The sequence below is a fragment of the Paenibacillus sp. FSL R7-0273 genome (assembly GCF_000758625.1).
GTDB lineage: Bacteria > Bacillota > Bacilli > Paenibacillales > Paenibacillaceae > Paenibacillus_AQ.
On sequence record NZ_CP009283.1, the window covers coordinates 5,625,411 to 5,647,839 of the forward strand.

The 22,429-nt window shown below is 52.5% G+C and carries 22 protein-coding genes and 1 riboswitch; of the genes, 4 read left to right on the forward strand and 18 right to left on the reverse strand.

Annotated features, from left to right (window positions below; genetic code table 11):
• Window positions 1–3: 3 nt before the first annotated feature.
• The 10 genes from R70723_RS24225 to R70723_RS32325 all read right to left on the reverse strand — a co-directional run bounded on the left by R70723_RS24225 (window position 4) and on the right by R70723_RS32325 (window position 10,868).
• On the reverse strand, window positions 4–1,299 hold the full coding sequence (locus R70723_RS24225; RefSeq protein WP_039876218.1) for a response regulator transcription factor: 1,296 nt from the start codon (window positions 1,297–1,299) through the stop codon (window positions 4–6).
• Window positions 1,277–3,028 carry a cache domain-containing sensor histidine kinase gene (locus tag R70723_RS24230; RefSeq protein ID WP_039876220.1) on the reverse strand — a complete coding sequence of 584 codons (1,752 nt, stop codon included), beginning with the start codon at window positions 3,026–3,028 and terminating at the stop codon, window positions 1,277–1,279. Before R70723_RS24230 ends, R70723_RS24225 begins: the two co-directional genes overlap by 23 nt.
• Window positions 3,029–3,148: 120 nt before the next feature.
• Window positions 3,149–3,997 (reverse strand): carbohydrate ABC transporter permease, encoded by an 849-nt coding sequence (locus R70723_RS24235; protein WP_039876223.1) that lies wholly within the window; start codon window positions 3,995–3,997, stop codon window positions 3,149–3,151.
• Window positions 3,997–4,956, reverse strand: a complete 960-nt coding sequence (locus R70723_RS24240) for a carbohydrate ABC transporter permease (protein WP_039876225.1) — start codon at window positions 4,954–4,956, stop codon at window positions 3,997–3,999. The genes R70723_RS24235 and R70723_RS24240 overlap by 1 nt, the downstream gene beginning before the upstream one ends.
• Before the next feature lie 98 nt (window positions 4,957–5,054).
• Window positions 5,055–7,739, reverse strand: coding sequence for a ComEC/Rec2 family competence protein (locus R70723_RS24245; RefSeq protein WP_076418429.1), 2,685 nt, complete (start codon window positions 7,737–7,739; stop codon window positions 5,055–5,057).
• Window positions 7,740–7,855: 116 nt separating this feature from the next.
• Window positions 7,856–8,374 (reverse strand): deoxycytidylate deaminase, encoded by a 519-nt coding sequence (locus tag R70723_RS24250; protein WP_039876226.1) that lies wholly within the window; start codon window positions 8,372–8,374, stop codon window positions 7,856–7,858.
• Window positions 8,375–8,447: 73 nt separating this feature from the next.
• Window positions 8,448–9,104, reverse strand: coding sequence for an NADPH-dependent FMN reductase family protein (locus R70723_RS24255; protein WP_052421451.1), 657 nt, complete (start codon window positions 9,102–9,104; stop codon window positions 8,448–8,450).
• The gene (locus R70723_RS24260; protein ID WP_039876229.1) at window positions 9,104–9,607 is read right to left on the reverse strand and encodes a flavodoxin family protein; all 504 of its coding nucleotides are present in this window, start codon (window positions 9,605–9,607) and stop codon (window positions 9,104–9,106) included. Before R70723_RS24260 ends, R70723_RS24255 begins: the two co-directional genes overlap by 1 nt.
• The gene (locus R70723_RS24265; protein ID WP_039876231.1) at window positions 9,588–10,193 is read right to left on the reverse strand and encodes a TetR/AcrR family transcriptional regulator; all 606 of its coding nucleotides are present in this window, start codon (window positions 10,191–10,193) and stop codon (window positions 9,588–9,590) included. Before R70723_RS24265 ends, R70723_RS24260 begins: the two co-directional genes overlap by 20 nt.
• Window positions 10,194–10,313: 120 nt before the next feature.
• On the reverse strand, window positions 10,314–10,868 hold the full coding sequence (locus tag R70723_RS32325) for a ComEA family DNA-binding protein (protein ID WP_052421452.1): 555 nt from the start codon (window positions 10,866–10,868) through the stop codon (window positions 10,314–10,316).
• Between the two features lie 139 nt (window positions 10,869–11,007).
• Here R70723_RS32325 and comER point away from each other — a divergent pair, with 139 nt between their 5' ends.
• The gene (gene comER, locus R70723_RS24275) at window positions 11,008–11,859 is read left to right on the forward strand and encodes a late competence protein ComER (protein ID WP_039876232.1); all 852 of its coding nucleotides are present in this window, start codon (window positions 11,008–11,010) and stop codon (window positions 11,857–11,859) included.
• Between the two features lie 83 nt (window positions 11,860–11,942).
• On the opposite strand, the gene leuS is transcribed toward comER, so the two are convergent.
• The 6 genes from leuS to R70723_RS24305 form a co-directional block, all read right to left on the reverse strand.
• The gene (gene leuS, locus R70723_RS24280; RefSeq protein ID WP_039876233.1) at window positions 11,943–14,393 is read right to left on the reverse strand and encodes a leucine--tRNA ligase; all 2,451 of its coding nucleotides are present in this window, start codon (window positions 14,391–14,393) and stop codon (window positions 11,943–11,945) included.
• Window positions 14,394–14,806: 413 nt separating this feature from the next.
• The gene (locus tag R70723_RS24285; protein WP_039876235.1) at window positions 14,807–15,874 is read right to left on the reverse strand and encodes an AI-2E family transporter; all 1,068 of its coding nucleotides are present in this window, start codon (window positions 15,872–15,874) and stop codon (window positions 14,807–14,809) included.
• A 233-nt stretch (window positions 15,875–16,107) separates the two neighbouring features.
• Complete coding sequence (locus R70723_RS24290; RefSeq protein ID WP_036677557.1) at window positions 16,108–16,317, reverse strand: hypothetical protein; 210 nt, start codon at window positions 16,315–16,317, stop codon at window positions 16,108–16,110.
• 14 nt (window positions 16,318–16,331) lie between these two features.
• Window positions 16,332–16,853, reverse strand: a complete 522-nt coding sequence (locus R70723_RS24295) for a PRC-barrel domain-containing protein (RefSeq protein ID WP_039876240.1) — start codon at window positions 16,851–16,853, stop codon at window positions 16,332–16,334.
• Window positions 16,854–16,904: 51 nt separating this feature from the next.
• Entirely contained in the window at window positions 16,905–18,056 is a 1,152-nt protein-coding gene (locus R70723_RS24300; RefSeq protein ID WP_039876243.1) for a cysteine desulfurase family protein, read from the reverse strand.
• 113 nt (window positions 18,057–18,169) lie between these two features.
• Window positions 18,170–18,637, reverse strand: a complete 468-nt coding sequence (locus R70723_RS24305) for a 2-thiouracil desulfurase family protein (protein WP_039876246.1) — start codon at window positions 18,635–18,637, stop codon at window positions 18,170–18,172.
• Window positions 18,638–18,727: 90 nt separating this feature from the next.
• Between R70723_RS24305 and R70723_RS24310 the strand changes: the two genes are divergently transcribed.
• Window positions 18,728–19,396: an SOS response-associated peptidase gene (locus tag R70723_RS24310; protein ID WP_039876248.1), complete on the forward strand. Its 669-nt coding sequence runs from the start codon at window positions 18,728–18,730 to the stop codon at window positions 19,394–19,396.
• Between the two features lie 243 nt (window positions 19,397–19,639).
• Complete coding sequence (locus tag R70723_RS24315; protein WP_039876251.1) at window positions 19,640–19,825, forward strand: hypothetical protein; 186 nt, start codon at window positions 19,640–19,642, stop codon at window positions 19,823–19,825.
• 247 nt (window positions 19,826–20,072) lie between these two features.
• Here R70723_RS24315 and R70723_RS24320 read toward each other — a convergent pair whose 3' ends face one another.
• A complete protein-coding gene (locus tag R70723_RS24320) occupies window positions 20,073–21,398 on the reverse strand; it encodes a voltage-gated chloride channel family protein (RefSeq protein WP_039876253.1) in 1,326 nt (441 codons plus the stop codon).
• 66 nt (window positions 21,399–21,464) lie between these two features.
• Window positions 21,465–21,525, reverse strand: a riboswitch (Fluoride riboswitch).
• A 167-nt stretch (window positions 21,526–21,692) separates the two neighbouring features.
• On the opposite strand from R70723_RS24320, the gene R70723_RS24325 reads away from it, so the two are divergent.
• Window positions 21,693–21,893, forward strand: a complete 201-nt coding sequence (locus R70723_RS24325) for a DUF6199 family natural product biosynthesis protein (RefSeq protein WP_039876254.1) — start codon at window positions 21,693–21,695, stop codon at window positions 21,891–21,893.
• Window positions 21,894–21,953: 60 nt separating this feature from the next.
• Here R70723_RS24325 and cymR read toward each other — a convergent pair whose 3' ends face one another.
• Window positions 21,954–22,373: a cysteine metabolism transcriptional regulator CymR gene (cymR, locus tag R70723_RS24330; protein ID WP_039876256.1), complete on the reverse strand. Its 420-nt coding sequence runs from the start codon at window positions 22,371–22,373 to the stop codon at window positions 21,954–21,956.
• Window positions 22,374–22,429 lie beyond the last annotated feature (56 nt).

Consider the following 22,429-nt stretch of genomic DNA (forward strand, 5'->3'; position numbering starts at 1 on the left):
TAACTATCTTTTCATCAATTCACTGGGACTGACTCCGCAATACTTTTTGAACAAGGTGCTGAAATAAGGAACATTCTGATAGCCAACCATTTCAGACACCTCATAAATCAGATGATTGCCGCTCTGCAGCAGCGCTTTTGCTTTTTCAATGCGCACCCGGATGACATAGTTAGTAAAGGTCTCCCCCGTTACTTTTTTAAACAGCTGATTCAGGTAATTTTTGGAGATAAACAGCTGTGAAGCAAGCGTCTCAAGCGTAATATCCTCGGCATAATGCTTATGGATATATTCCTTCATGAATTGTACCGCCTTTCGGTGCTTCTCCTGAATTGCAGATGTTGACGGGGGTTCACTGACTGCAGTGTCCGTAGTCTCCTTAATTTGAGGCTTGCTATTTGTCAGATGGAGCGGCAGCTTTGTAAGCAGCCGTTGCATAGCTTCATCGCCGGAGGCCTTGATCCCGTTCCAGCCGGTCTTAACGTTTCCCGTGCCAAACCGGAAATCCAGACCTAGAAAGACCTTCATGCTGTCAACCATCAGCTCTCCCACCTGCTCTGCTGCCTGGAGGATGCCCTCATCCGCCTCTTCTGCTGCTGACGGCAGCAGCAGGGCCGCATGATTGCCGAACAGCCAGACGAAGCTCGCAGCCGGCCATTCACGGTTCAGCACCTCGGTAACAATATTCGATACGGCAAATTTAAACAGGCTCCAGTCTGCCAGTGACACGCTGCGGATCCGTTCGGTCCACAGCACCTCCAGGACAAGCACTGTGTATTTGCGCTCCGGCAGCAGCTCGGGCGGAACCGCAACAGCAGAGTCTCTGCTCCACCCGTTCAGCTCTCCTGCCAGCCATTCCTCCAGGCATAACAATTCCTGCCGCTCAGCGGATTGAACCTGCCCAAGCTCAAGGCGGCGCAAATAGGTTTCCTCCAGCTTTTCAATTGTTTCTGATAATACGCTACGGATCTGGTCTACCGTTACCGGTTTGGTCAGATAATCGTCCACCCCGAGACGCAACGCAGTACGGGCATATTCAAAATCATTGTATCCGCTCAAAATAACAAATCTGCCGGTGAAATCATCCGCCTTCAGCTGTTCGATCATTTGTATTCCGTTCATGACAGGCATATAAATATCTGTCAGCACAATATCCGGCTTAACTTCATGAATCAGCTTAAGTCCGGATTCACCGTCAATAGCTTCACCGGCGAATTCTGCATCCAGCTCCTCCCAGGGTATCACCTTGCGTAATCCTCTGACGACCTGGAAATCATCATCAATGATTGCCACCTTCCACATGCTTAAGCCCCCCTTTAAGAGATTTGGAATTGACTATGGGCAGACTTATTACGGCTTGTGTACCGCCTTCCGGCGAGTTATCCAGCATAAAGCCGTATTTGTCACCGAACAGTGCTGTAATCCTCTCCCGTACATTCCGCAGTCCGTATCCCCCTTTGGCACTCTGCTTCTCCTTCCAGTTCTCCTGCAGCTGGCGTCCGTTATCCGATACAATAATCTGCAGCCTGTCGTCTCCAATAATGCCCGCTGATATGGTCAACGACGCTTGCCGCTTACCATGAAAGCCGTGAATAAAAGCATTCTCAACAAAAGGCTGTAAAATAATTTTGGGGACAAACAGATTCTTCGTTTCCTCCTCCAGCAAATAGCGGTAATCAAGCCGCTCTTCCCAACGGATCTTTTGAAATTGCAGATAGCTGTCAATGTGGGCCAATTCTTCGGATAAAGGGACAAGACTTTCGCTGTTAGAAAGCGCAAGCCGGAAAAACTGCCCCAAATGGGCCAGCATACTGCTAATCTGGGGCTGCGAGGCCTCTATCGCCATCCAGTTCACCTGATCCAGTGAATTATACAGAAAATGGGGATTGATCATCATCTGCAGCGCCTTGATTTCAGCAGCCCGCTGCCGTTCATACTGCTCCTCCAGATTTTCGTACAGCTCTTCGATCCGACAGGTCAGCTTGTCATACCCCTGGAACAAACGGCCGAATTCATTTTTGTAATCCTCCGGCAGCGGAGTGCGCTTACTAAGTGAAAAATTACTCATAGCCTTCAGTAACAGGCCGATCGGCTTAACAAATTGCCGTGACAAAAAGACTGCCAGCAGAAGGATTAATATAATAGTAGCAATGCCAAGGGCAAGTATAATTTGCGTCTGCTTCAGACTGCCGGCAGTTATGCGGCTCCAGGAGGTGATTTCCACCAGAGACCAGCGGGAATCCAGTGAGGAGGACCATACGAGAAATTCATCCCCTGTCCGTTTGGCCCCGTTGGTCTGCGAATCCAGCTGGGTCTGTATCTCCGCATCATGCTGCAGAAAAAAACCAGGATCTCCTGACGTTGTAATCAGCTTGCCTGTATCATCCAGCAAAGCCAGATTGGAACGGTTATCTTCTGTGGCAATCAAGGCTTTAAAGGCCGGAACCTGCACATTGAACACCATTACGGCAACAGACCGGTTGAACCGGTTGTACACCTTGCGTGCAAAACTGATTACCGAAACTTCCCCATTATTCGTCTTGATTAGACGTTCCCTTAGCCAGGTATAGTCGGAATTGCGCAATTCCTTATACCAGTCCTCCTTTTCCAGCTGTTCCAGGGACATGAACTTTACGTAATCCTGCACGCTGTTAGGCGCCAGATCCGAATAGACATGAACGGATTGCAGAATCGGCATTCCATAGACATAGTTGTTCAACTGGGAGCGGATGCTGGTCTGTCCCTTCACCTTATCATAGTCCGTCCCGTCGAATACCTCCTCATACAGATCACTAAAATTCTGTGCGGCCGTATTGGAGGTCTGCTCAATGTCCACCAGATTGGTATTCAATTTTTTGTGCAGCTCAATGAGCAGCTTCTGCTGATAGTAGGAGGTATTGTCTGCGATCTCTTTTGAACCGTTGATATAACTGAAAAATACGATTACACACACAAGCAGAGTTACAATAAATGCAAAGCCAAAAAAGAAAACCAGATCAATTCTCAGCGTTTTAAAGGGATTTACCCGCATCTGAAATCCTCCTGCATGATTGCATTAAGACTTTTATGTAACTGATACTGAAACAAAGCTGCGAAAAATCGCAGCTTTAGCCTCAAATTATAGGTTAATTTGCAGTGTAACAGCTATAGGCTATCCTTTCAATGCGCCTGCAGACATACCTTCCACAAAATGTCTTTGGGCAAGGAAGAAAATCAGCACAGACGGAGTGATAGATAGCAGTGACATCGCCAGCATTTGCCCCCATGGCACCGATCCCTGCGAATCTATGAACAGCTTGAGTGCCAGGTTGACTGTGTACTTCTCGACAGTATTGATGTAAAGCATCTGTCCGAAGAAATCATCCCAGTTCCAGAGGAACGCGTAGATTGCAACAGTTACCAGTGCAGGCTTTACGAGAGGAAGCATAATTCTCCAGTAAATGCTGAACCAGGAGCAGCCGTCAATTTTGGCAGCTTCATCAAGTTCTCTGGGGACTGAACGCATGAACTGCACCAGCAGGTAAATAAAGAACGGACCGCCAATCCCGCCTGCAAACAGGTGGGGAATGTAGAACGGCAGGTAGGTGTTGATCCAGCCCCAGCCGCTGAACATTACATACTGTGGTACAATTGTCACCTGTGTCGGCAGCATCAGCGTAACGAGCATGATCGCAAACCACACATTGCGAAGTGGGAAATCCAGCCTTGAGAAAGCAAAGGCGACCAGACTGCATGAGATCACACTGGTAAAGAGTACACCCAGTACGAGCTCAAATGTATTTAAATAGAAATGAGTGAAGGAAAAATTAGGAACAGATACCCAACCCTCTGAAAAGTTGGACCAGTTAGGCACCTTCGGAAACAGATTAGCCGAGCTCATCTCCGCATTGGTTTTGAGCGAAGCGCCCAGCCACCAAAAAATCGGATACATCATAATTAAGCTTACAACCAGTAGCGAGAGATGTGTAATAAGTCGTTTGCGCGGGCTGGTTACATCCATTATTTCTTGCCTCCTTGCGATTCATAGAACACCCAGTATTTCGAAGTTCCAAACAGCACTGCCGTGAACAGTCCGATCAGCAGCAGCAGCAGCCAGGCCAGAGCTGAAGCATAACCCATATTGAAGTCCGTGAAGGCTTCCTCATACAGGTACATTACATACACAAAGGTGGATTTAACCGGTCCGCCGCCGGTAATGACGAACGACTGGGTAAACATCTGGAATGTATTGATCATCGACTGAATGGCATTGAACATGATGATCGGCGACAGCATCGGCAGCGTGATTGAAATGAACTGGCGGAATTTGCTGGCCCCGTCTACAGCAGAGGCTTCGTACAGATCGCCAGGAATTTGCTTTAGACCGGCTAGGAATATAATCATGGACGATCCGAACTGCCAGACCATCAGCAGGATCAGCGTTCCCAGCGCGTACTTCGGATCGGCAATCCAGGCCGGACCCTTAATCCCGAAGAGTGAAAGAAAATCATTGATGAAGCCATTGCGGCTGAAAATATTTTTCCAGAGAATCGATACTGCAATACTTGTCCCGATCAATGACGGAAAATAAACCATCGTCCGGTAAAAGCTGATCCCTTTAATCTTCCGGTTCAGCAGCATCGCAATGGCCAGTGCGAACATCAGCCGCAGCGGCACAGTAAGCAATACGAAGGTGATTGTGATCTTCAGTGAAGCAGGAAACACATCATCCTTGGTAAAAATTCGGGTGTAGTTGGCAAGCCCGACCCAATCCGGAGCCTCCAGCAGCGAGTAATCCGTGAAAGAATAGTACAGCGATACAATCATGGGGCCCAGAGTCAACAGGAAGAAGCCTATCAGCCATGGTGAAAGAAACAGATAGCCTGTAACCGGCGACTCCCAGCGTTTGATCCGCTTCTTGTTCCCCGGAACCGTTTTCACAGAACCCGCGGGAGCTTGCTTTACAGCAGCATTGTTCATAAGTTTTACTCCTATCTTCCTTCTGTATCGGAACGTTTCTTTCATTATAAATTCAGAGACAGAAGGCTTGAAGGAGGGGAATGAATGCTTTTCTTTCACTATCGACCAATTTTGGAAGAGAGCTTATGCCGCATACTTATCCCCTTATTGCTTATTTTAAGCTGGACCTCCCCGTGCAGATCCGTCCGGAATATTGCCGCACCCGCTTCCTCCAGCCGCTTCAGCACACCGGCATTCGGATGCCCGTACAAATTATTGACCCCGGCTGAGATTACTGCAGTAGCGGGCTTCCAGAACTCCAGCCAGGCTACGCCCGTCGATGTTTTGCTTCCGTGATGAGCGACTTTTAACACATCTACAGGCCCGGCTTCCCCGATACCGGCCTGCTGCGCAGCCTGAACAATTTCTTCCTCTGCCGCTTCATCCATATCCCCCGTAAAAAGAAAGCTGCGGCCGTACATCTCCAGCCGGAACACGACCGACTCATGATTCTGCTCCTCCATTACCGGAACCAGGTGCTGCGCTGCCGCCAATGGCTCCGGCCAGAGAAAATGGAGCTGCGTCGCCTTATCCGGAGCGAGTACCATTCCCTGCTGCACAGCATACAGCCGGACACCCTTGGCAAGGGCCGTGCTCATCAGCCTGGTGTAAGGCTCCGTATCCGCCATAGTTCCGTTGAACAGCAGCGCCGAGACCGGAATATCCTCCAGCACGGCCTGCAGCCCGCCCGCATGATCCTGGTCGCCGTGGGTCAGGATCACCGCATCCAGCCGGTGGATGCCCCTTTGCTTCAGCAAGGGCACCAGCGTTTTCGCTCCAACCTCGAACGGGCTGCGCCGGATGCGCCACTCCTCTCTGTTCCCGAAGCTTACTGTTCCGCCGCCGTCGACCAGAATATGCGCCCCTTCCGGTGTAGTAATCAGAATGCTGTCGCCCTGGCCCACATCCAGATAGCTAATCATACCGGCTCCGTTCAGCTTTTCTGCGTAGTACCCCTTGTACAGCAGCAAAGCCAGCGCAGCTGCGCACAGAATAACTGCATAGCGGCTGCCGCCCAGCCCGGTTTGAACTGGAGGCGGGAATGTATCCCTGACTCCCGCCGTTCCCGGTTGCTCCAGCTCAGCCAGCGGTCTGGTTTCATCCTCCATAACCTGTGGAGCAATTCCCGCCTCCCTGTACTTCTTAAGTGCATACAGTAAGCCGTAAAGCAGCGCGTAATAGATACAGATCCATAGCAGGGACGGGGAAGCCCAGATCAGCACGCCGGCCGTAAACCCGTTCACCCATTCTACTGCCGTAAACGTCCAATTGTTGAGCAGCTCCGCCGCTCCCGCAACCGTAACAGCCGCAGCATTCCAGATCCGTCCAAGCAGCAGCGCCAGCGTACCAAGCGGCAGTACAAGAAAAGTAATAAAGGGCACGAGCAGCAGGTTAGCGATAAAAGACAGCAGCGAAAACTGGTTAAAGTAATAAACCGTTAGCGGAAAGGACACCAGCTGTGCGATAAGCGTCACCGTTACCGAACCGCCCAGCCATTTGGGCAGCCTGCTGAATAATGGCGCGGCAAGCGGGGTGTACACCATAAGCCCGGCTGTGACCAGAAAAGACAGCTGAAAGCTGACGCTAAGCAGCATGTACGGATTCCAGACCAGCATCATCAGCGCGGATGCGCCCAGAATATTCATTCCGTCCTTGAGCAGCCCCAGCCTTGCAGCCAGCAGGGCAATCATACTCATAATGCCTGCGCGTACAATGGAGGGCCCGGCTCCGGACAGCAGCACATAGACCGGAACCAGCAGCAGTGTTACGGTTAGCGCAGTTTCCCTTGTAAAACGCAGGCGCCGCAGCAGAAACAGGATCACGCCTACATACACAGCAACATGCATACCGGAAATGGCCAGAATATGCGTCAGCCCAAGCTGTGAGAATTGCTTGAACGTCTCGGGATCGAGATCATCCTGGATACCGATTACAAGCCCCTTCATATAACCGGCATGCGGCTCCTCAAATAAACGGTCCATCTCAGCGCCAAGCGCGGCCCGTGCGGCATCGTTCCAGCGTAAAATACCGGAGAGCTCCCAGGAAACGGGTGGCGCAGCCGTCACGCTAGCCGTACCCTCCCCTTTCAGCAGCCAGTGAACCCGCTGGGTCTGCAGATACGCGCGATAGTCGAATCCGCCAAAGTTCCGTGCAACCGCAGGCAGTCCCAGCTCCCCCTCAACTGTTACCCGGTCTCCGCGCTGCCACTGCCCCGCCACTGCAATTTCACTCTCCGCCTGGAGCTTGATCTGCACAGCGATAAGCTCGCCCGCCGGATCTGCACCGCTATTGTCACTGTGGTCAGCTTCTCCCTGAGTTTCCCTGCCTGCTACTGCCCGCTCTTCAGCCGGCTCCCCATCGTCTTGCCCGAGCTTCTCCCCGCCAATCCGTGCCAGCTTCAGCGTAAAATCCATCCGGTCCCCGTCACGCTCCACCGGGGATACAATCACGCCTTCGGCTGTTATGTATGTCTCGTTCAGCCCGGCTTCCGGCCGGCCCAGCGCCGCCGGCAGCAGGCTGACATTCCTGCCCTCGTTCCATTCCCAATACAGGGCTGACGCAGCCAGCGCCAGCCCGAATACAGCTGCCGTTCTCCAGCTGATCCCGCCGCTGGCCGCCCAAATCACAATGAGCAGCAGACACAAGGATATTCCCGCCAGCAGACTGTAGCCGCCAAACAAGCAGCCTGCCGCACTGCCGGCTACCCAGCAGATAGTAAAGCTTAGTAACGGCCTTCTGTTCATTACATTTCCTCCCCTGTAATCCGAAGACAGCAAAAAGAACCCCTGCCTGCGCAATCCTTGCGCGTGCAGAGGTTCTTCCCCTGTTGCTTAGTTAAATTCAGTTTGCCGCTGCCGAGTTACTCCGATACGGTAATCATCGTCTCCTTCGGCGGCTCGTAGTTCTCCAGCTGGCGGAAAATAATCCCTTTGGAGCCCAGCATCGCTTCCACCTTTTTCATATCCTTGCGGTAAGGACGCAGATAGACAATCTCGACAATTCCGCTGTTGGCCAGCATATTGGCACAGGTCCAGCACGGCTCATCCGTAACGTACACCGTGCTGCCCTCCCGGTCGCTCCGGTCAGTGAACAGCAGCAGATTCTGCTCTGCATGAATGGTGCGGATGCAGCGCTGCTTCATTACCATCGTTTCCACGCCGTCAACAAGCTCCCGCTCATACTGCTCGGAGACCATACACCCGGCTTCGGAGCAGTCCGGCACACCCATCGGCGCCCCGTTATATGCCGTTCCCAGCAGCTTCTTGCCCTGCACCAGCACAGCGCCGACATGCCGTCGGGGGCAGCGTGAACGGGTGGAGACCATGCAGGCAATGTCCATGAAGTAGGTATCCCAGTTTTTGCGGTAGGCCACAGTCATCAGTAATCTCCACTTTCTCTTAATAGTTGTTCATTATTGTATCATAATGCGGCATGTTTTCACTATTAAGCTTCTAGCGGTTCTCCTGTGAAGGCTGCCTTCTCAAATCCTTCGGCCGCAGCCCGTTCTTCTTCGCCCGGGCATGCCAGAAGGAGTGGGTGGCTGCAAGCCGCCAGGCGATGCGCGGAAAGTTCGGCTGGATGAACAGCGAATCCGCGCTGCTCCGTGTATAAATAGCGGCTGACAGCTGATGCATGGCCTTGCCGAGATTCTTGAGCGGGCCTTTACCGAGCGGTACCTGGCTCAAGGATTTGAACATCTCACCGGCTCCGTGCCCGACGGCCATCCCGAAGCGGAAGCCGGAGCGGCTGCACCAGTTGCGCACAATATCCGCAGCAATTTTGCACTGATGCCCTTCATAGAATCCATTATTAATCAATGCGTATACAGTAAGGCCCGGATTTCCCGGTTCAAGCCCGCGGAACTTCTCCAGTTCAACCATCATCCGCAGCAGGTGCGAGGGGATTGCGTCAAAATAAAGCGGGAATGCCAGCACCAGCACATCCGCTTCATTCAGCTCCCGGTATTGCTCAGGCTTCAGCGGCTTAACATTAACCCGGTACATGCTTAGTTCGTTGCCGTCTGTAATAAGCGGCTTAAGCTTTTCCAGCAGAATTCCGGAGTTGCTTGCCCCGCCCTTGGGACTGCCGTTTACCAGAACAATTCTCATCACTGCACCTCCTTCAGGCTTTCAAGCGTTCCGTGAAAAGAAACGGTATACTCCGACGCATCCAGATTGAGTGCATTGGCCCGCACCAGGGACTGCGCTGTTTCTCGCTCCGCACTGGTCATCCCTTCCCCGTAAAAATGGACCGTGAATCTGATCTGGCGCTCATACCGCTGCTGATGATGGGTCTCTCCGTGTTTGGTGGTGAAATAGGGCAGGACATAAGGCAGCGTCCGGTTCAAAACATTGCTGACAAACGGGCTGTAGCCCCCGTACACATTACGGCTGATAAAGACGAACTCCTCACAGGCAGCAAGGCGTTCGCCCATATGCTTGTAATCATCCTTCAGCACACAGGTGCCAGGAGTACGGACCCAGCAGCCGAAGCAGCCTACACAATGACGGATGCCCTCTTCTTCTCCGATCACCTCGTCGGTTTCTCTGCTGAAGCTGCTAAGCCATGCATCATACTCAGCTTCCGCCAGATCATGAATGATTAATCTCATCTTCGCTTCCTCCCGATTGAAGAATGACCTGCCATACCTCCTGCCAATTTCCCGAATACCGGATGCCGCTGCTGGACTGCAGGGATGCCACGCCGTGAACTAGCGACCAGTAGGCCATCAGCATTTGGCCGTCCCGTTCCGGCGGCAGTCCCAGACTGCGGAACAGCCGGCAGCCGGTTGCCCGGAACACTGCAAACGGCGGGTACGCCGGAGCCTCCTCCTCACCTCCATCCACCTGAATGGTGATGCCCGACTGAAAAAACAGGAACGGCAGATAGGCCGGATGCTGCCCGAAAAAAGCAATATAGGCCGTTCCCAGCTTCTCCATCGCTGACATCGGGTTATTCTGGCCTTCGACAGAGCTTTGGAGGGAAGCTGTAAACTGCTCAGTGACATGCTCTCCCATCGCTGCCAGCAGCTGCTGGACATCCTTAAAATGTCCGTAGGGGGCGGCGTGGCTTACCCCGCATTTGGCTGCAATCTTGCGCAGGGAAAAGCCGCCCAGCCCCTCCTCGTTAATCAGCTCGATACCGGTTTCAATTAATGTGTTTCTTAGATCGCCATGGTGATAGGGTTTCTGCTTCAAGGGGTAATGCTCCTTTTTCTTGATCTTTACATTGTAAATATATCCCGATATCTTAACAGTGTCAAGATTAAAAAATACACTTTATTCCACCTGGTCCGGGTTAATAGAATAGGATCGGACTCAAAAAACAACCAGCGCCTCCAGCTTCTCCAGCATCTTTGGACCGATGCCCTTCACCTTGCCCAGATCAGCGAGGCTCCGGTATGCCCCTTTGCTGTCACGGTAATCGATGATCGCCTGCGCCTTCTTCTCCCCGATGCCGGGCAGATCCATCAGCGCAGCGGCATCCGCTGTGTTTACATTAATTCTGCCGTCAGCAGCTGCAGGGGCCGCTGTACTTTCCGGTATAATCACCGGGGCCGCTGCACCCGGTGCAGCTAAGACTTCATTCGTATCAACAAACCCGGTGCTATCACCTACAGTCCCAGTCCCGCCATTCGGTACTGCCTCCGCTGCTTGATTACCGCCTTCAGCTACCTCTCTCTTCCCTGCACCTTCCGCCGCACCATCTGGTGACGCGCCTGCCTCCTCCCCGGCACCAAGCGTCTGACCCACTGCCGCATTCAGTGTCTCCCATCCTGAAATCCCCGCGTCCCCTCTTTGATCTACACTCCAGACCAGCCCGCCGCCCAGCAGTAAAGCGGCAATTGCACAACTGATCACTCTTTTATTCATCCGTATTTCCTCCCCAGAAATCTGGAATTTTATTCAATTCCTTGTTGAAAAGCTGTCATTTGTCCAAGACTCGGCCGCATACATTTAACGAAGAGTATTCCTGTAAGCCCAGCAACACAAGAAAGGAGGTTACCACAGGATGAAAGTGGGATTTATCGGAACAGGCAGCATGGGCAGTCTGCTCATCGACACCTTTCTTCGTTCGGGAGCACTTGAGCCATGTGATGTGCTGGCCAGCAACCGCAGCCAGGGCAAGCTGCTCGAGCTGCAGAAGCTTCATCCGGGATTGAATGTCTGCGCGAGCAACTGCGAGACAGCGTCAGGCAGTGACATTGTTTTTCTGTGCGTCAAGCCTTTGCAGTTCAAGGCGCTGGCAGATGAAATAGCTCCCTGTCTGCGCAGCGAACAGATCGTCGTCTCCATTACAAGTCCTGTCCAGCTGCAGCATCTCGAATCCGTTCTGCCGTCCAAAATTGCCAAGATTATCCCCAGCATCACCCATTCCGTCAGGAGCGGGACTTCTCTTTGCATCTTCGGCAGCAGATTAAATAAAAAAGACAGGCTGTCCCTGCTCCAGCTCTTCTCGTGCATCAGTGTGCCGGCGGAAATCCCTGAGAGCCACACCCGGATTGCCTCGGATTTCTCCAGCTGCGGTCCGGCATTTCTAAGCTACTTTTTGGAACGGTGGATCGAGGCGGCTATTGAAGCAACCGGCATTGATGAGGCACTGGTCAGCAGGCTGGCAGGTGAAATGCTGCTCGGTACCGGCAGGCTGCTGACGGAAGGCTCATTCACTCCCCGGGAGCTGCAGGAGAGAGTGGCTGTCCGCGGCGGTATTACAGCAGAAGCCCTGAACCACCTGCACACCAGCCTAGAGGGCGTATTTGAACGCCTGATCACGACGACACATGACAAATATGATGAGGATGTGCTCCGGCTGGATGCTCTGTTCGGCCGCAGCGGGATTGCCCAGGGTCCGCTGGACCGGTAATCCGCTACCGGACAGCAGTAATAATAAACAAAAACCCGCAGCACGGATTCCTCCGTAGCTGCGGGTAGAGATGCGTTCTTCGCTTAACCCACTACAATATTTACAAGCTTGCCTGGTACCGCAATGATTTTACGGACGGTTTTGCCTTCAACTGCAGACTGCACATTCGGCAGAGCCAGCGCGTGCTCCTCCATCTCCTGCTTGCCCATATCCGCAGCCACAAGTGCACGCTGTACAATTTTGCCGTTCACCTGTACAACAATTTCCACTTCGGCATCTACGGTCCACGCTTCGTCATAAGACGGCCAAGGCACATAGCTGATGCTTCCTTCGTGACCCAGCAGCTGCCACAGCTCTTCAGCAATATGCGGTGCCAGCGGCGCCAGCATCTGCACGAAGTGCTCTGCCGCTTCCTTGGACAAGGTATCCTGCTTGTAGGCATCGTTGGTGAAGATCATCAGCTGGCTGATCGCTGTGTTAAAGCGCAGGCCTTCGAAGTCTTCGCCTACCTTTTTCAGCGTCTTGTGCCAGGTCCGTTTGAACTCGTCGGTTCCGCCGTCAGGCGTAATTTTGCTGCTCAGGCTGCCGTCCTCGTTGACGAACAGGCGCCATACACGGGAGAGGAAGCGGTGTACGCCTTCCACGCCTTTTTCGTTCCAAGGCTTGGTAGCCTCCAGCGGTCCCATGAACATTTCGTAGACACGCAGGGTATCTGCGCCGTAAGCTTCGACGATTTCATCCGGGTTAATAACGTTGCCGCGCGATTTACTCATCTTCTCGTTGTTGTTGCCCAGGATCATGCCCTGGTTCACCAGCTTGTGGAACGGCTCCTTGGTGTCCACTACGCCGATATCGTACAATACCTTGTGCCAGAAGCGGGCATACAGCAGGTGAAGCACCGCATGCTCGGCACCGCCGATATACAGGTCAACCGGCAGCCACTGCTTCTGCAGCTCAGGCGAGCACAGCTCTTTATCATTGTGCGGATCGATGTAACGCAGGTAGTACCAGCAGCTGCCGGCCCATTGCGGCATCGTGTTGGTCTCGCGGCGGGCCTTCATGCCGGTCTCCGGATCAACGGTTTCCACCCATTCGGTTACGTTCGCCAGCGGGGATTCACCGGTGCCCGAAGGCTTGATGGCATCCACGTCAGGCAGCATCAGCGGCAGCTGATCTACCGGGACAGTCTTCATTGTGCCGTCTTCCAGATGCAGAATCGGAATCGGCTCCCCCCAATAGCGCTGGCGGCTGAACAGCCAGTCACGCAGACGGTAGGTTACCTTCCCCTTGCCGCTGCCTTGCTCTTCCAGCCAGGAGATCATCTTGGCCATAGCTTCCTTGTTGTCCAGGCCGTTCAGGAAGTCAGAGTTGACATGCGGGCCGTCGCCGCTGTATGCCTCTTCCTCCACATTGCCGCCCTGTACCACTTCAATGATGTCCAGACCGAACTGTTTGGCGAATTCCCAGTCACGGGTATCATGGCCCGGAACAGCCATAATCGCTCCGGTTCCATAACCGGCGAGTACATAATCGGCGATCCAGACCGGCACCTTGGCACCGTTGACCGGATTAATGGCATATGCTCCGGTGAATACGCCGCTCTTCTCTTTTGCCAGATCTGTACGCTCCAGATCGCTCTTGCGGGCTGCCTTATCACGGTATTCCGCTACAGCTGCAGCCTGGGCTTCCGTAGTAATTACATCCACCAGCTTGTGCTCCGGTGCCAGTACGCAATAGCTCGCTCCGAACAATGTATCCGGACGGGTAGTGAACACTTCCAGGCTTGCATCATGGCCGTCAACCGCGAAGTTGACTTCCGCACCGGTCGATTTGCCGATCCAGTTGCGCTGCATATCCTTGATGCTCTCTTCCCAGTCCAGCTCATCCAGATCCTCGAGCAGGCGCTCGGCATACTCGGTAATTTTCAGAATCCACTGGCGCATCGGTCTGCGCACGACAGGGTGGCCGCCGCGTTCACTTTTGCCGTCGATAACCTCTTCGTTGGCCAGAACCGTTCCCAGCGCCTCACACCAGTTCACTGACACCTCAGCGACATAAGCCAGGCCGCGGTTGTACAGCTGAATGAAAATCCACTGGGTCCATTTATAGTATTCCGGATCGGTGGTGCTGATCTCGCGGTCCCAGTCATACGAGAAGCCCAGTGACTTGATCTGGCGGCGGAAGTTGTCGATGTTCTTGAAGGTAATGTCACGCGGGTGCTGCCCGGTATCCATGGCATACTGCTCTGCCGGAAGGCCGAAGGCATCCCAGCCCATCGGATGAAGCACATTGTAGCCGCGCATCCGTTTGTAACGGGAGATAATATCTGTCGCTGTGTAGCCTTCCGGGTGGCCTACATGCAGACCGGCGCCTGACGGATACGGAAACATATCCAGCGCGTAAAATTTCGGTTTGTCCGCATCTTCACCTGTTTTGAAGGTTTTGTTCTCATCCCAGAACTTCTGCCATTTCGGCTCGATGGTCTGGGCGCGGTAGCCGGCTCCGGCCACCGTACTTGTCTGGTTCTCACTCATCTCGTTCTCCTCCTTGGAGTTACAGCTGCTGTACTTTTCAAACAAAAAACCTCCCATCCCCAGCGTATAAACGCTAGGGACGAGAGGTCTGAATTCCCGTGGTACCACCCTAGTTAGCGGCCGGACATGCTATGTCTGCCACTCACTTTGACACCCTTTACCGGGGGTGAGGCGACGGCGGTTCACTCGCGGGCCGGCAATGCAATCTCCTGCAAAGGGCCATGCGGCTTGCGCCATTACTCCGAGGTGAGTTCATCCGCTTCGTTAACCGGCTTGCACCTGTACACCGGCTCTCTGAGCTAACGTCCAGCGAACTAATACTCCTCATCATCGACAGCTATTTAGAATGCTAATCGTAATATTACACAATATTATATACAATTTTCCTGTCTGTAGTCAACGCTTTTACCGCGCTACACCGGCTTCCGGCGGATATAGTAGGTAAAGAGGTGCTGAATGACCACCTTTCCGGCGGCAAACACCGGCACAGCCAGAATTAATCCGATCATTCCCGCCACTTCTCCCCCCACCAGCAGGGCAAAAATAATCAGCAGCGGGTGCAGATGCAGCCGCCGGCCTACAACCTGGGGAGATATAACGTTGCTCTCCAGCAGCTGGCACAGCATATTCACAACCGCAACCAGCAGCACAAGCCGCATGGAGATTGTTGTGGCCATCACGATCGCCGGAGCTGCCCCGAGAAACGGGCCCATGTAAGGAATAATATTAAATACAGCTACAACGCAGGCAAACAGCAAGGCGTAAGGCATGCCCACAATAATGTACCCGATATAAGCCAGCACACCGATAATGAGGCAGACCAGAAACTGGCCGCGGATATAATTCCCCAGCGCATCATCGATATCCTTCAGCAGCTTGACAATCGATCTGCGGCGGGAGCGGGGCAGGCAGGAGACCACCGTCCGTTCAAACACGTCAAAATCCTTCAGAATATAGAACACCAGGAACGGCACGATAAAAGCGTTGAAGAGCACTCCGATCGTAGAGCCGATGTTATCGAGAAAATGGGATATGCCCCCGGCCAGCCGGCTTTCCAGCTGAATAAACCAGTTATTCATCCCTGTCTCTACCCCCGGCGGAATCAGCTTTGTGTTCATGCTGCGCATCAGCCCCTGGGCATGGAGGGTCATTTCCGGCAGATGCTCATTCAGCTCCTCAAGCTGCTCGATGAACATCGGAATCAGATTGATCGCAATTACAGCGAGCATAGTCAGGAATACGGTATAGATCAGCAGCACTGCCACGCTGCGCGGCATTTTCCGTCCGGCCAGCATCCTGACCACCGGATTCAGAACATAGGATATGATCATAGCGGCCAGAAACGGCGCCAGAATAGCTTTTAGAAACACAACAATCCCCTGCAGCATCGGACGGAGCAGCCAGACAAAATACAAAATAATCAGCCCAAGCAGCACACCGGTCATCCAGCAGAACCACTTGCTCTGCGACCATTGCTCCACGACAGGCACCTCCTTAATACACACATCCCATCAATAAGCCCGCCAGTGTCCGGACAGGCTTCGTAGATAAGTATATGTATACGGCCGTGAAATTAACCGCCGGCCCTATATTTCAGCATCTGTCAGACAACGAAAAAAGCGCCAAAAACCCTCAGCATTCCATATGCTGAAAGGAAATTGACGCTTAGAAGCTCTTCATATGTACCCGCTTAATCCGCAGCGAGAACGCAAAATCAGGAGGATGCGTGAATTTGCGGGAAATCCTGAGTCATATCGTCGCCTGAGAACAGATCGTCAAGCGAGCTGAGCGTGCCGTCTTCTTCAACCTGATAAACCGACATTTTTTCACCGTTGACCGTTAATTCAATAAAACAGCCCCAGCAGTAGAACTGGTGTGAACCGATCTTGCCGATATCCTTGGAGTTGCAGTTTGGACACTTCATATCATACATTCCACCTATCCGTTAACAATATTAATGGCTTTTTGTAGCCGTTCTTCGCTCATTGCAGGAACCAGTACGGCATTCTCCCCAATGGACATCTCTTCAGAACAAGGCAGCCATTTGCGGCCTTCTATCAAATCCGTTACAAGCCCGTCACTGATTTCCAGCGCTACTATTGTGTTTCCCAACTTTTGGTCAAAATAAACATCAGAGATTCGCCCCAGGTTTGTTCCTGATGCCGTCAGCACCTGCAAATCCTTAAGTTTGTTCTTTCCCGAAAGAAAAGTATATGGTATATGGTCAGTGTCGGCCTTAATAATCGAGTCTTTACTGCGAATCATGACAGCATCTTCGCCATAAGCGACAATATCTTCCCATGCCACAACTTTCACATGACTGGAAAAAAAAGATTTGCTTTCCAGTTCAATACCCGTAATATTCCAGTTTGAATCCAGCATACAATCGACAAGCTTGCCGACCTCATTGCCTTCTTCGACTTCATATACTGTGAGGCCAATCAAATCCTGAAGTTTCAATGCCAAGGCCTCCTATTATCACTGAAACAGGCGCCGGAGCCAAAGCAATCCCTAGCCCTTTTTACGCAGCCGTTTCAGAATGGTTTCAACTTTTTGGGTAACGCACTCTATTTCTTCCTTAGTATTACCCAAACCGGTGCTAAAACGAATCGCTGAACGCAAAAGTTCCTCAGGAAGCTTCATAGCCTGCAGAACATGGGAAATTTCAAGGGATCCTGAGGTGCAGGCTGAGCCGCTGGCTGCTGCGATCCGCTCCATATCCAGGCTCATCAGCATCACATCCGTACCTGCTCCGGCAAAGCTGATATTCAGAATATTTGGCAAAAAATGCTGCAGATTGCCGTTGACCGTATAGCCGTCTTGACCAATCCGCTTGTCCAGCTCACCGAGCAGTGTGCTGCGCAGCAGCAGCGCCTTCTCCCGGCGCTCCTCAAGCCCCTGGACCGCCAGCTCCGCCGCTTTGGCAAATCCGGCTGCACCGACCAGGCTCTCCGTTCCGGCCCGTCTGCCGCGCTCCTGCAGCCCTCCGTGCTGCCTTGGAAGCAGCGGCGCACCGCGCCGTACATACAGGCCGCCGATGCCCTGCGGTCCGTTGATTTTGTGGGCGGAGAAGCTCATGTAATCCACCGGCAGCTCCCGGAGGACGATCGGTACTATGCCGAGAGCTTGTACAGCATCGACATGGAACAGGACACCCCGCCCGGCAGCCAGCCTGCCGATCTCTTCAACCGGCTGGACTGTTCCAACCTCATTATTGGCGAACATCACGCTGATCAGAACGGTGTCTTCCCGCAGGGCCGCTTCAACATCCGAAACCGACACCCTTCCTGTGGAATCTGCCGGGAGATAGGTGATGGAATAGCCCTGCCGCTCCAGTTCCTCGCAGGTATGCAGGACCGCATGATGCTCAATAGCAGTAGTAATGATATGTTTACCTTTCGATACAGTGGCAGCCGCAGCGCCGAGCAGCGCCAGGTTGTCACTTTCGGTGCCGCCGCTGGTAAACACCCATTCATCCGGCGCACAGCCCAAAAAGCCCGCAATTGCATCGCGCGCGCCGTTAACAATTCTTTTGGCGGAACGTCCGGAATGATGCACACTGGACGCATTGCCGTATTCTTCAGTCAATATATGATACATGACCTTGGCCACCTCCGGATGAACCGGGGTTGAGGCGGCATGGTCCAAATAGATGGATTTCATATGGTTTTCTCCGCTTCTCGAAAGATACTTTCAGGATTTCTTAAGGCTTCTAGATTATACTGCTGAATGCATTCTTTTACCACCCGGTAAAGAACACAATGTTGTAACATCTGTCACTCCAATTCTCCAAGCCTGTCCGCAAGCTCCTGCTCGGATATGACCTCAATGCCGTTCTTCCGCAGCAGGGCGGCTGTAACGCCCTCACCGGACATTTTGATACCTGTAAATTCACCGTTATAGATAAAAGCACTTCCGCAGGAGGGGCTGTTTTGCTTGAGCACTACGGTGGACACACTGAATTTGAGTGCTGTATCCAGAGTAATCTGTGCTCCCTCCAGATACATCGCGGTAACATCCTTTCCTGAGCGGTCTATCACCCTGGCTCTGCCGTCCAGTACATCCCTGCCTGTCCCGCCGGTAATTTCAGCCGGTTCCCGCGGCGTTACGAACCCGCCCAGCAGCTCGGGGCAGACTGCAACCGCCCGGCCGCTGTCAAGGAGAGCCTTCAGGCGATTTTCCAGACAATCTGTACCGTTGTATCTTACCTTCATCCCTGCCAGGCAGGAGCTTACCAGAATCACAGGACTTCCTCCTTTTGGTCTCTTCACGTGCATACACAGCATGAATTATAATAACAAATAGTTTTGGCGTAAATAGGAGGAGGATAAGTCATGTGCGGAAGATATACCATTACAGTGACCCTGGATGAATTAATGCTCCGTTACTTTATAGAAGGTACACCGCTGGTGAATTACACTCCCAAGTATAATGCAGCACCGGTGCAGCAGATCCCCGCAGTCATTCATGACGGCAGCCGCAACAGGCTGGGCGAGCTCCGCTGGGGGCTGGTTCCTTCATGGGCGAAGGATGAGCGTATAGGCAGCAAAATGATCAATGCCCGCGCTGAAACGCTGCTGGAGAAGCCTGCTTTCAAAGGGCTGGTCCGTTCGCGGCGCTGCATCATTCCAGTAGACGGCTTTTATGAATGGAAGCAGCTGCCGGACGGCAAGCAGCCGATGCGGATTACGCTGCGGGACCGCGGTATTTTTTCACTGGCAGGATTATATGATATGCGGATTGATGCTGCCGGCAACCGGCTGAGCACCTGCACCATTATAACCACCGGAGCAAACAGCCTGATGGCTGACATTCACAGCAGAATGCCGGTTATCCTTGCGCCTGAGGCTGAAGCAGAGTGGCTTGACCGCAGCAATGAGGATATCCCTTCCCTGCTCCGGCTGCTTAAGCCTTATGATGCCGCTCAAATGACTGCTTATCCCGTATCTGCAGCGGTCGGGAATGTGCGCAATGATTATCCGGAGCTTGTTAAGCAAGCTTGAGCACAACGGGAAGCAGCATATTTTTCCAGACATTGCTCTTCTGTAGAGATTCCATTTTTACGCATTATGCACTACACTACATAGATACCATTTATGACTTACTGGTCATGCCGAGGCGGATGGTCTTTCAACAGAAACATTACAACTTTGTCAAATATCATTTTTCGCGAGTAAACAGCAGAGCGTTGGTTTAATAAAACTCATAGTATTTTTTCAAACAGCTTATAGTAAGGAGACCTGATTTTGCAAAATTCAAAACTTCAACAGGCGATCGCTGAAGGGGCTCTGCTAGAGATCCATCTGATCAGCGGCGAAACCTATAAAGGCACAGGCGAAAAGAATCATACGGCAAATTCCTTCGAGTTCAAAACCGACGCAGGCTTGTTAACACTGCCTTTTTGGACCATTAAACGCTACAAAAGATTATAATTGTGCATCCCTCCAGCCCTATTCCCCACTTACACTCTCATCTATTTATGACCTCCTCCTGCGCTTTAACGGACAAAAAAATACCCCGCCGCAACCGGCAGGGCTTCAAGAGGGACATGAACGAACGTTACATACTTTTTGGGGATACTCATAGTCTAACAGCACTTTGTTTCCGGAATGTCACCTACAGGTAAGAAGACAGTAAACTTCCTGGTGCGGGGACTCCGGGTATCAGGTCCTGCAATATCTAAGCCGAACCGCCATCCTTCTTTTTGTGCCGCTTTGCCTGCGCCAGTGTCGTCCCCTCCGGGAAGGACCAGAGCGGGCTTTTTGAGATGCCGATTTGCTGTGAGGTGTAAATTCCGGTATGTCCTGAGAATAAATAGCTCACAAGACAGGCAATAAAGAAATAAACCGCCCCGTCTCCCCCAAATAGCTCAATCCCCATCAAAAAGCAGGCAATTGGCGTATTGGCGGCACCGCAGAACACGGCGATGAACCCGAGCGCGGCCAGAAAAGGGCCATATAAATGCAGCAGCCCCGACAACGAATGCCCCAATGTCGCACCGATCGCAAATAATGGAGTAACCTCCCCGCCCTGAAAGCCGGCTCCAAGCGTCAGCGCTGTGAATACGAGCTTGCCCAGAAAAGCAAACGGCGTGACCTCTCCGGTAAATGAAGCCTCAATCAGCGGCAGCCCCAGCCCAAGATAATCCCGGGTTCCCAGCACATACACCAGAATAATGATTACCACACCTCCGGCAGCGCTTTTGAGCACAGGATTACGGAACAGGCGGGTGTACCCCTTTTTCAATGCATGAGTCAGCTCACTGAACAGCACGCCTGCCAGCCCGAACAGGACAGAAGCCAGCACCACCTTAAGCAGCACCGGCACAGAAAGCGCTGGAATCTCGCCGATCGGATAATGCAGATGGGTTACGCCCCACAGTGAGGCTGCAGTGAGATTGCCGGTAAAGCTGGCAATAAACGCGGGGATAAGCGCCTCCTGGCTGATCAGCCCGATCGCAAGCACCTCCAGGCCAAACACCGTTCCTGCCAAAGGTGTCCCGAAAATCGAGCCAAACCCGCCGCTGATCCCGCAAATGAGCAAAATCCTCCGGTCAGCAGGCTTCACCCTGAGCATTCTGCCAAACCACTCAGCCAGACTCCCGCCCATTTGCACTGCAGTCCCCTCCCGCCCGGCTGAGCCGCCGAACAGATGAGTGATCAGTGTTCCGAATAATACAAGCGGAGCCATTCTCAGCGGTACGGTCTCACTGGCATTATGGACCTGCTCCAGGATCAGGTTATTCCCCTTCGCACTGCTGCCCCCGTATCTGGAATACAGATAGCTGACCAGCGCCCCTCCCAGCGGAAGCAGGAACAGCAGCCAGGGATTGGCCGCTCTGACCCCGGTTACATAATCCAGGCTTTTCAGAAAAAAAGCGGATGCAGTACCGGCGAGCACCCCCACTCCGCTGCCCAGTACAATCCATTTGAGCAGAGTTCCGAGCGCTGCGGCAAACCACCATTTTTCAGTACTATCAGACCATCGTTGCCTCCACGGAGCCATTTCTGCTCTTCCCTTCACAATAAAGTTAGGTATGTAAAAAAATAGACTCCTACCAGGAAAATTGCTTCGCTGGTAGGAGTCATTAGCCTCGCGGCAGTTAACGGCGAACTCCATCGCCCTTCTGTTCAAGTACTATTTTAATGTTTTGCCGGAAAGACGTCAACGGGCCAGGACTCGCATTCAGAAATCCGGCAGCAGCCCGCCTGACGTCCTCACCGGCCGAAACTTTCAAGCTGTTTATTCGTACTTCTTTGAAAGTAAGGTGTTTATCACAACTTAAAGGAGTTGGTGAATATGGTAATCTTCGCTCTTCTTTTTGTGCTGCTGGCCCTGCTGAATATTTTCTTTCCGGCATTAGGATGGCAGATGCGTTATGGCTGGATGACAAAAGGGGATAGCGAACCCAGTGACGCTTACCTCATGATGAGCAGAATAAGCAGTGTAATCGTGCTTATTATTTTTTTAGTATTCTTTTTGCCGCTAATGTTTAGTTAGCAGATTGTCTAAATTTAAAAACCCGTTTTTCCCAAAGGGAAAAACGGGTTAAAGGCCAGCTCAGATGTAGAACATGTAGTTATCGGCCTTACTTTCCTCTTTATAATTAATGAGGTCCGACAACGTGGTGGAGTCAAGCACGTCGGCAATGCCGTCGCGGATGCGCAGCCAGAGGTCACGCTTGGCCGGGTCATCCTCCTCGGTGAAATCGACCGGCGAAATCGGTCCTTCCAGCACACGGATAATATCTCCGGCGGTGATGGTCGCGGAATCACGGGACAGGATATAACCGCCGTAGGCTCCGCGGATGCTTTTTACCAGTCCGGCGTTGCGGAGCGGTGCAATCAGCTGCTCCAGATAATGCTCGGACAGGCCGTTCTTCTCGGCAATGCTTTTCAGGGAGGTTGGGCCTTCGCCAAATTTAAGGGCCAGCTCCATCATAATGGTTAATCCGTAACGTCCTTTTGTTGATATTTTCAAAGGGGCACCTCTTTCGGTTTAATTGCTGCAGTTGTAGTTCACAATAAGCTAAGTAG

Excerpts from the sequence above, each read along its gene's own strand:
- R70723_RS24225 (WP_039876218.1), bottom strand. The coding sequence starts at position 1,299 with ATGTGGAAGGTGGCAATCATTGATGATGATTTCCAGGTCGTCAGAGGA.
- R70723_RS24230 (WP_039876220.1), bottom strand. The coding sequence starts at position 3,028 with ATGCGGGTAAATCCCTTTAAAACGCTGAGAATTGATCTGGTTTTCTTT.
- R70723_RS24235 (WP_039876223.1), bottom strand. The coding sequence starts at position 3,997 with ATGGATGTAACCAGCCCGCGCAAACGACTTATTACACATCTCTCGCTA.
- R70723_RS24240 (WP_039876225.1), bottom strand. The coding sequence starts at position 4,956 with ATGAACAATGCTGCTGTAAAGCAAGCTCCCGCGGGTTCTGTGAAAACG.
- R70723_RS24245 (WP_076418429.1), bottom strand. The coding sequence starts at position 7,739 with ATGAACAGAAGGCCGTTACTAAGCTTTACTATCTGCTGGGTAGCCGGC.
- R70723_RS24250 (WP_039876226.1), bottom strand. The coding sequence starts at position 8,374 with ATGACTGTGGCCTACCGCAAAAACTGGGATACCTACTTCATGGACATT.
- R70723_RS24255 (WP_052421451.1), bottom strand. The coding sequence starts at position 9,104 with ATGAGAATTGTTCTGGTAAACGGCAGTCCCAAGGGCGGGGCAAGCAAC.
- R70723_RS24260 (WP_039876229.1), bottom strand. The coding sequence starts at position 9,607 with ATGAGATTAATCATTCATGATCTGGCGGAAGCTGAGTATGATGCATGG.
- R70723_RS32325 (WP_052421452.1), bottom strand. The coding sequence starts at position 10,868 with ATGAATAAAAGAGTGATCAGTTGTGCAATTGCCGCTTTACTGCTGGGC.
- comER (WP_039876232.1), top strand. The coding sequence starts at position 11,008 with ATGAAAGTGGGATTTATCGGAACAGGCAGCATGGGCAGTCTGCTCATC.
- leuS (WP_039876233.1), bottom strand. The coding sequence starts at position 14,393 with ATGAGTGAGAACCAGACAAGTACGGTGGCCGGAGCCGGCTACCGCGCC.
- R70723_RS24290 (WP_036677557.1), bottom strand. The coding sequence starts at position 16,317 with ATGAAGTGTCCAAACTGCAACTCCAAGGATATCGGCAAGATCGGTTCA.
- R70723_RS24300 (WP_039876243.1), bottom strand. The coding sequence starts at position 18,056 with ATGAAATCCATCTATTTGGACCATGCCGCCTCAACCCCGGTTCATCCG.
- R70723_RS24310 (WP_039876248.1), top strand. The coding sequence starts at position 18,728 with ATGTGCGGAAGATATACCATTACAGTGACCCTGGATGAATTAATGCTC.
- R70723_RS24320 (WP_039876253.1), bottom strand. The coding sequence starts at position 21,398 with ATGGCTCCGTGGAGGCAACGATGGTCTGATAGTACTGAAAAATGGTGG.
- R70723_RS24325 (WP_039876254.1), top strand. The coding sequence starts at position 21,693 with ATGGTAATCTTCGCTCTTCTTTTTGTGCTGCTGGCCCTGCTGAATATT.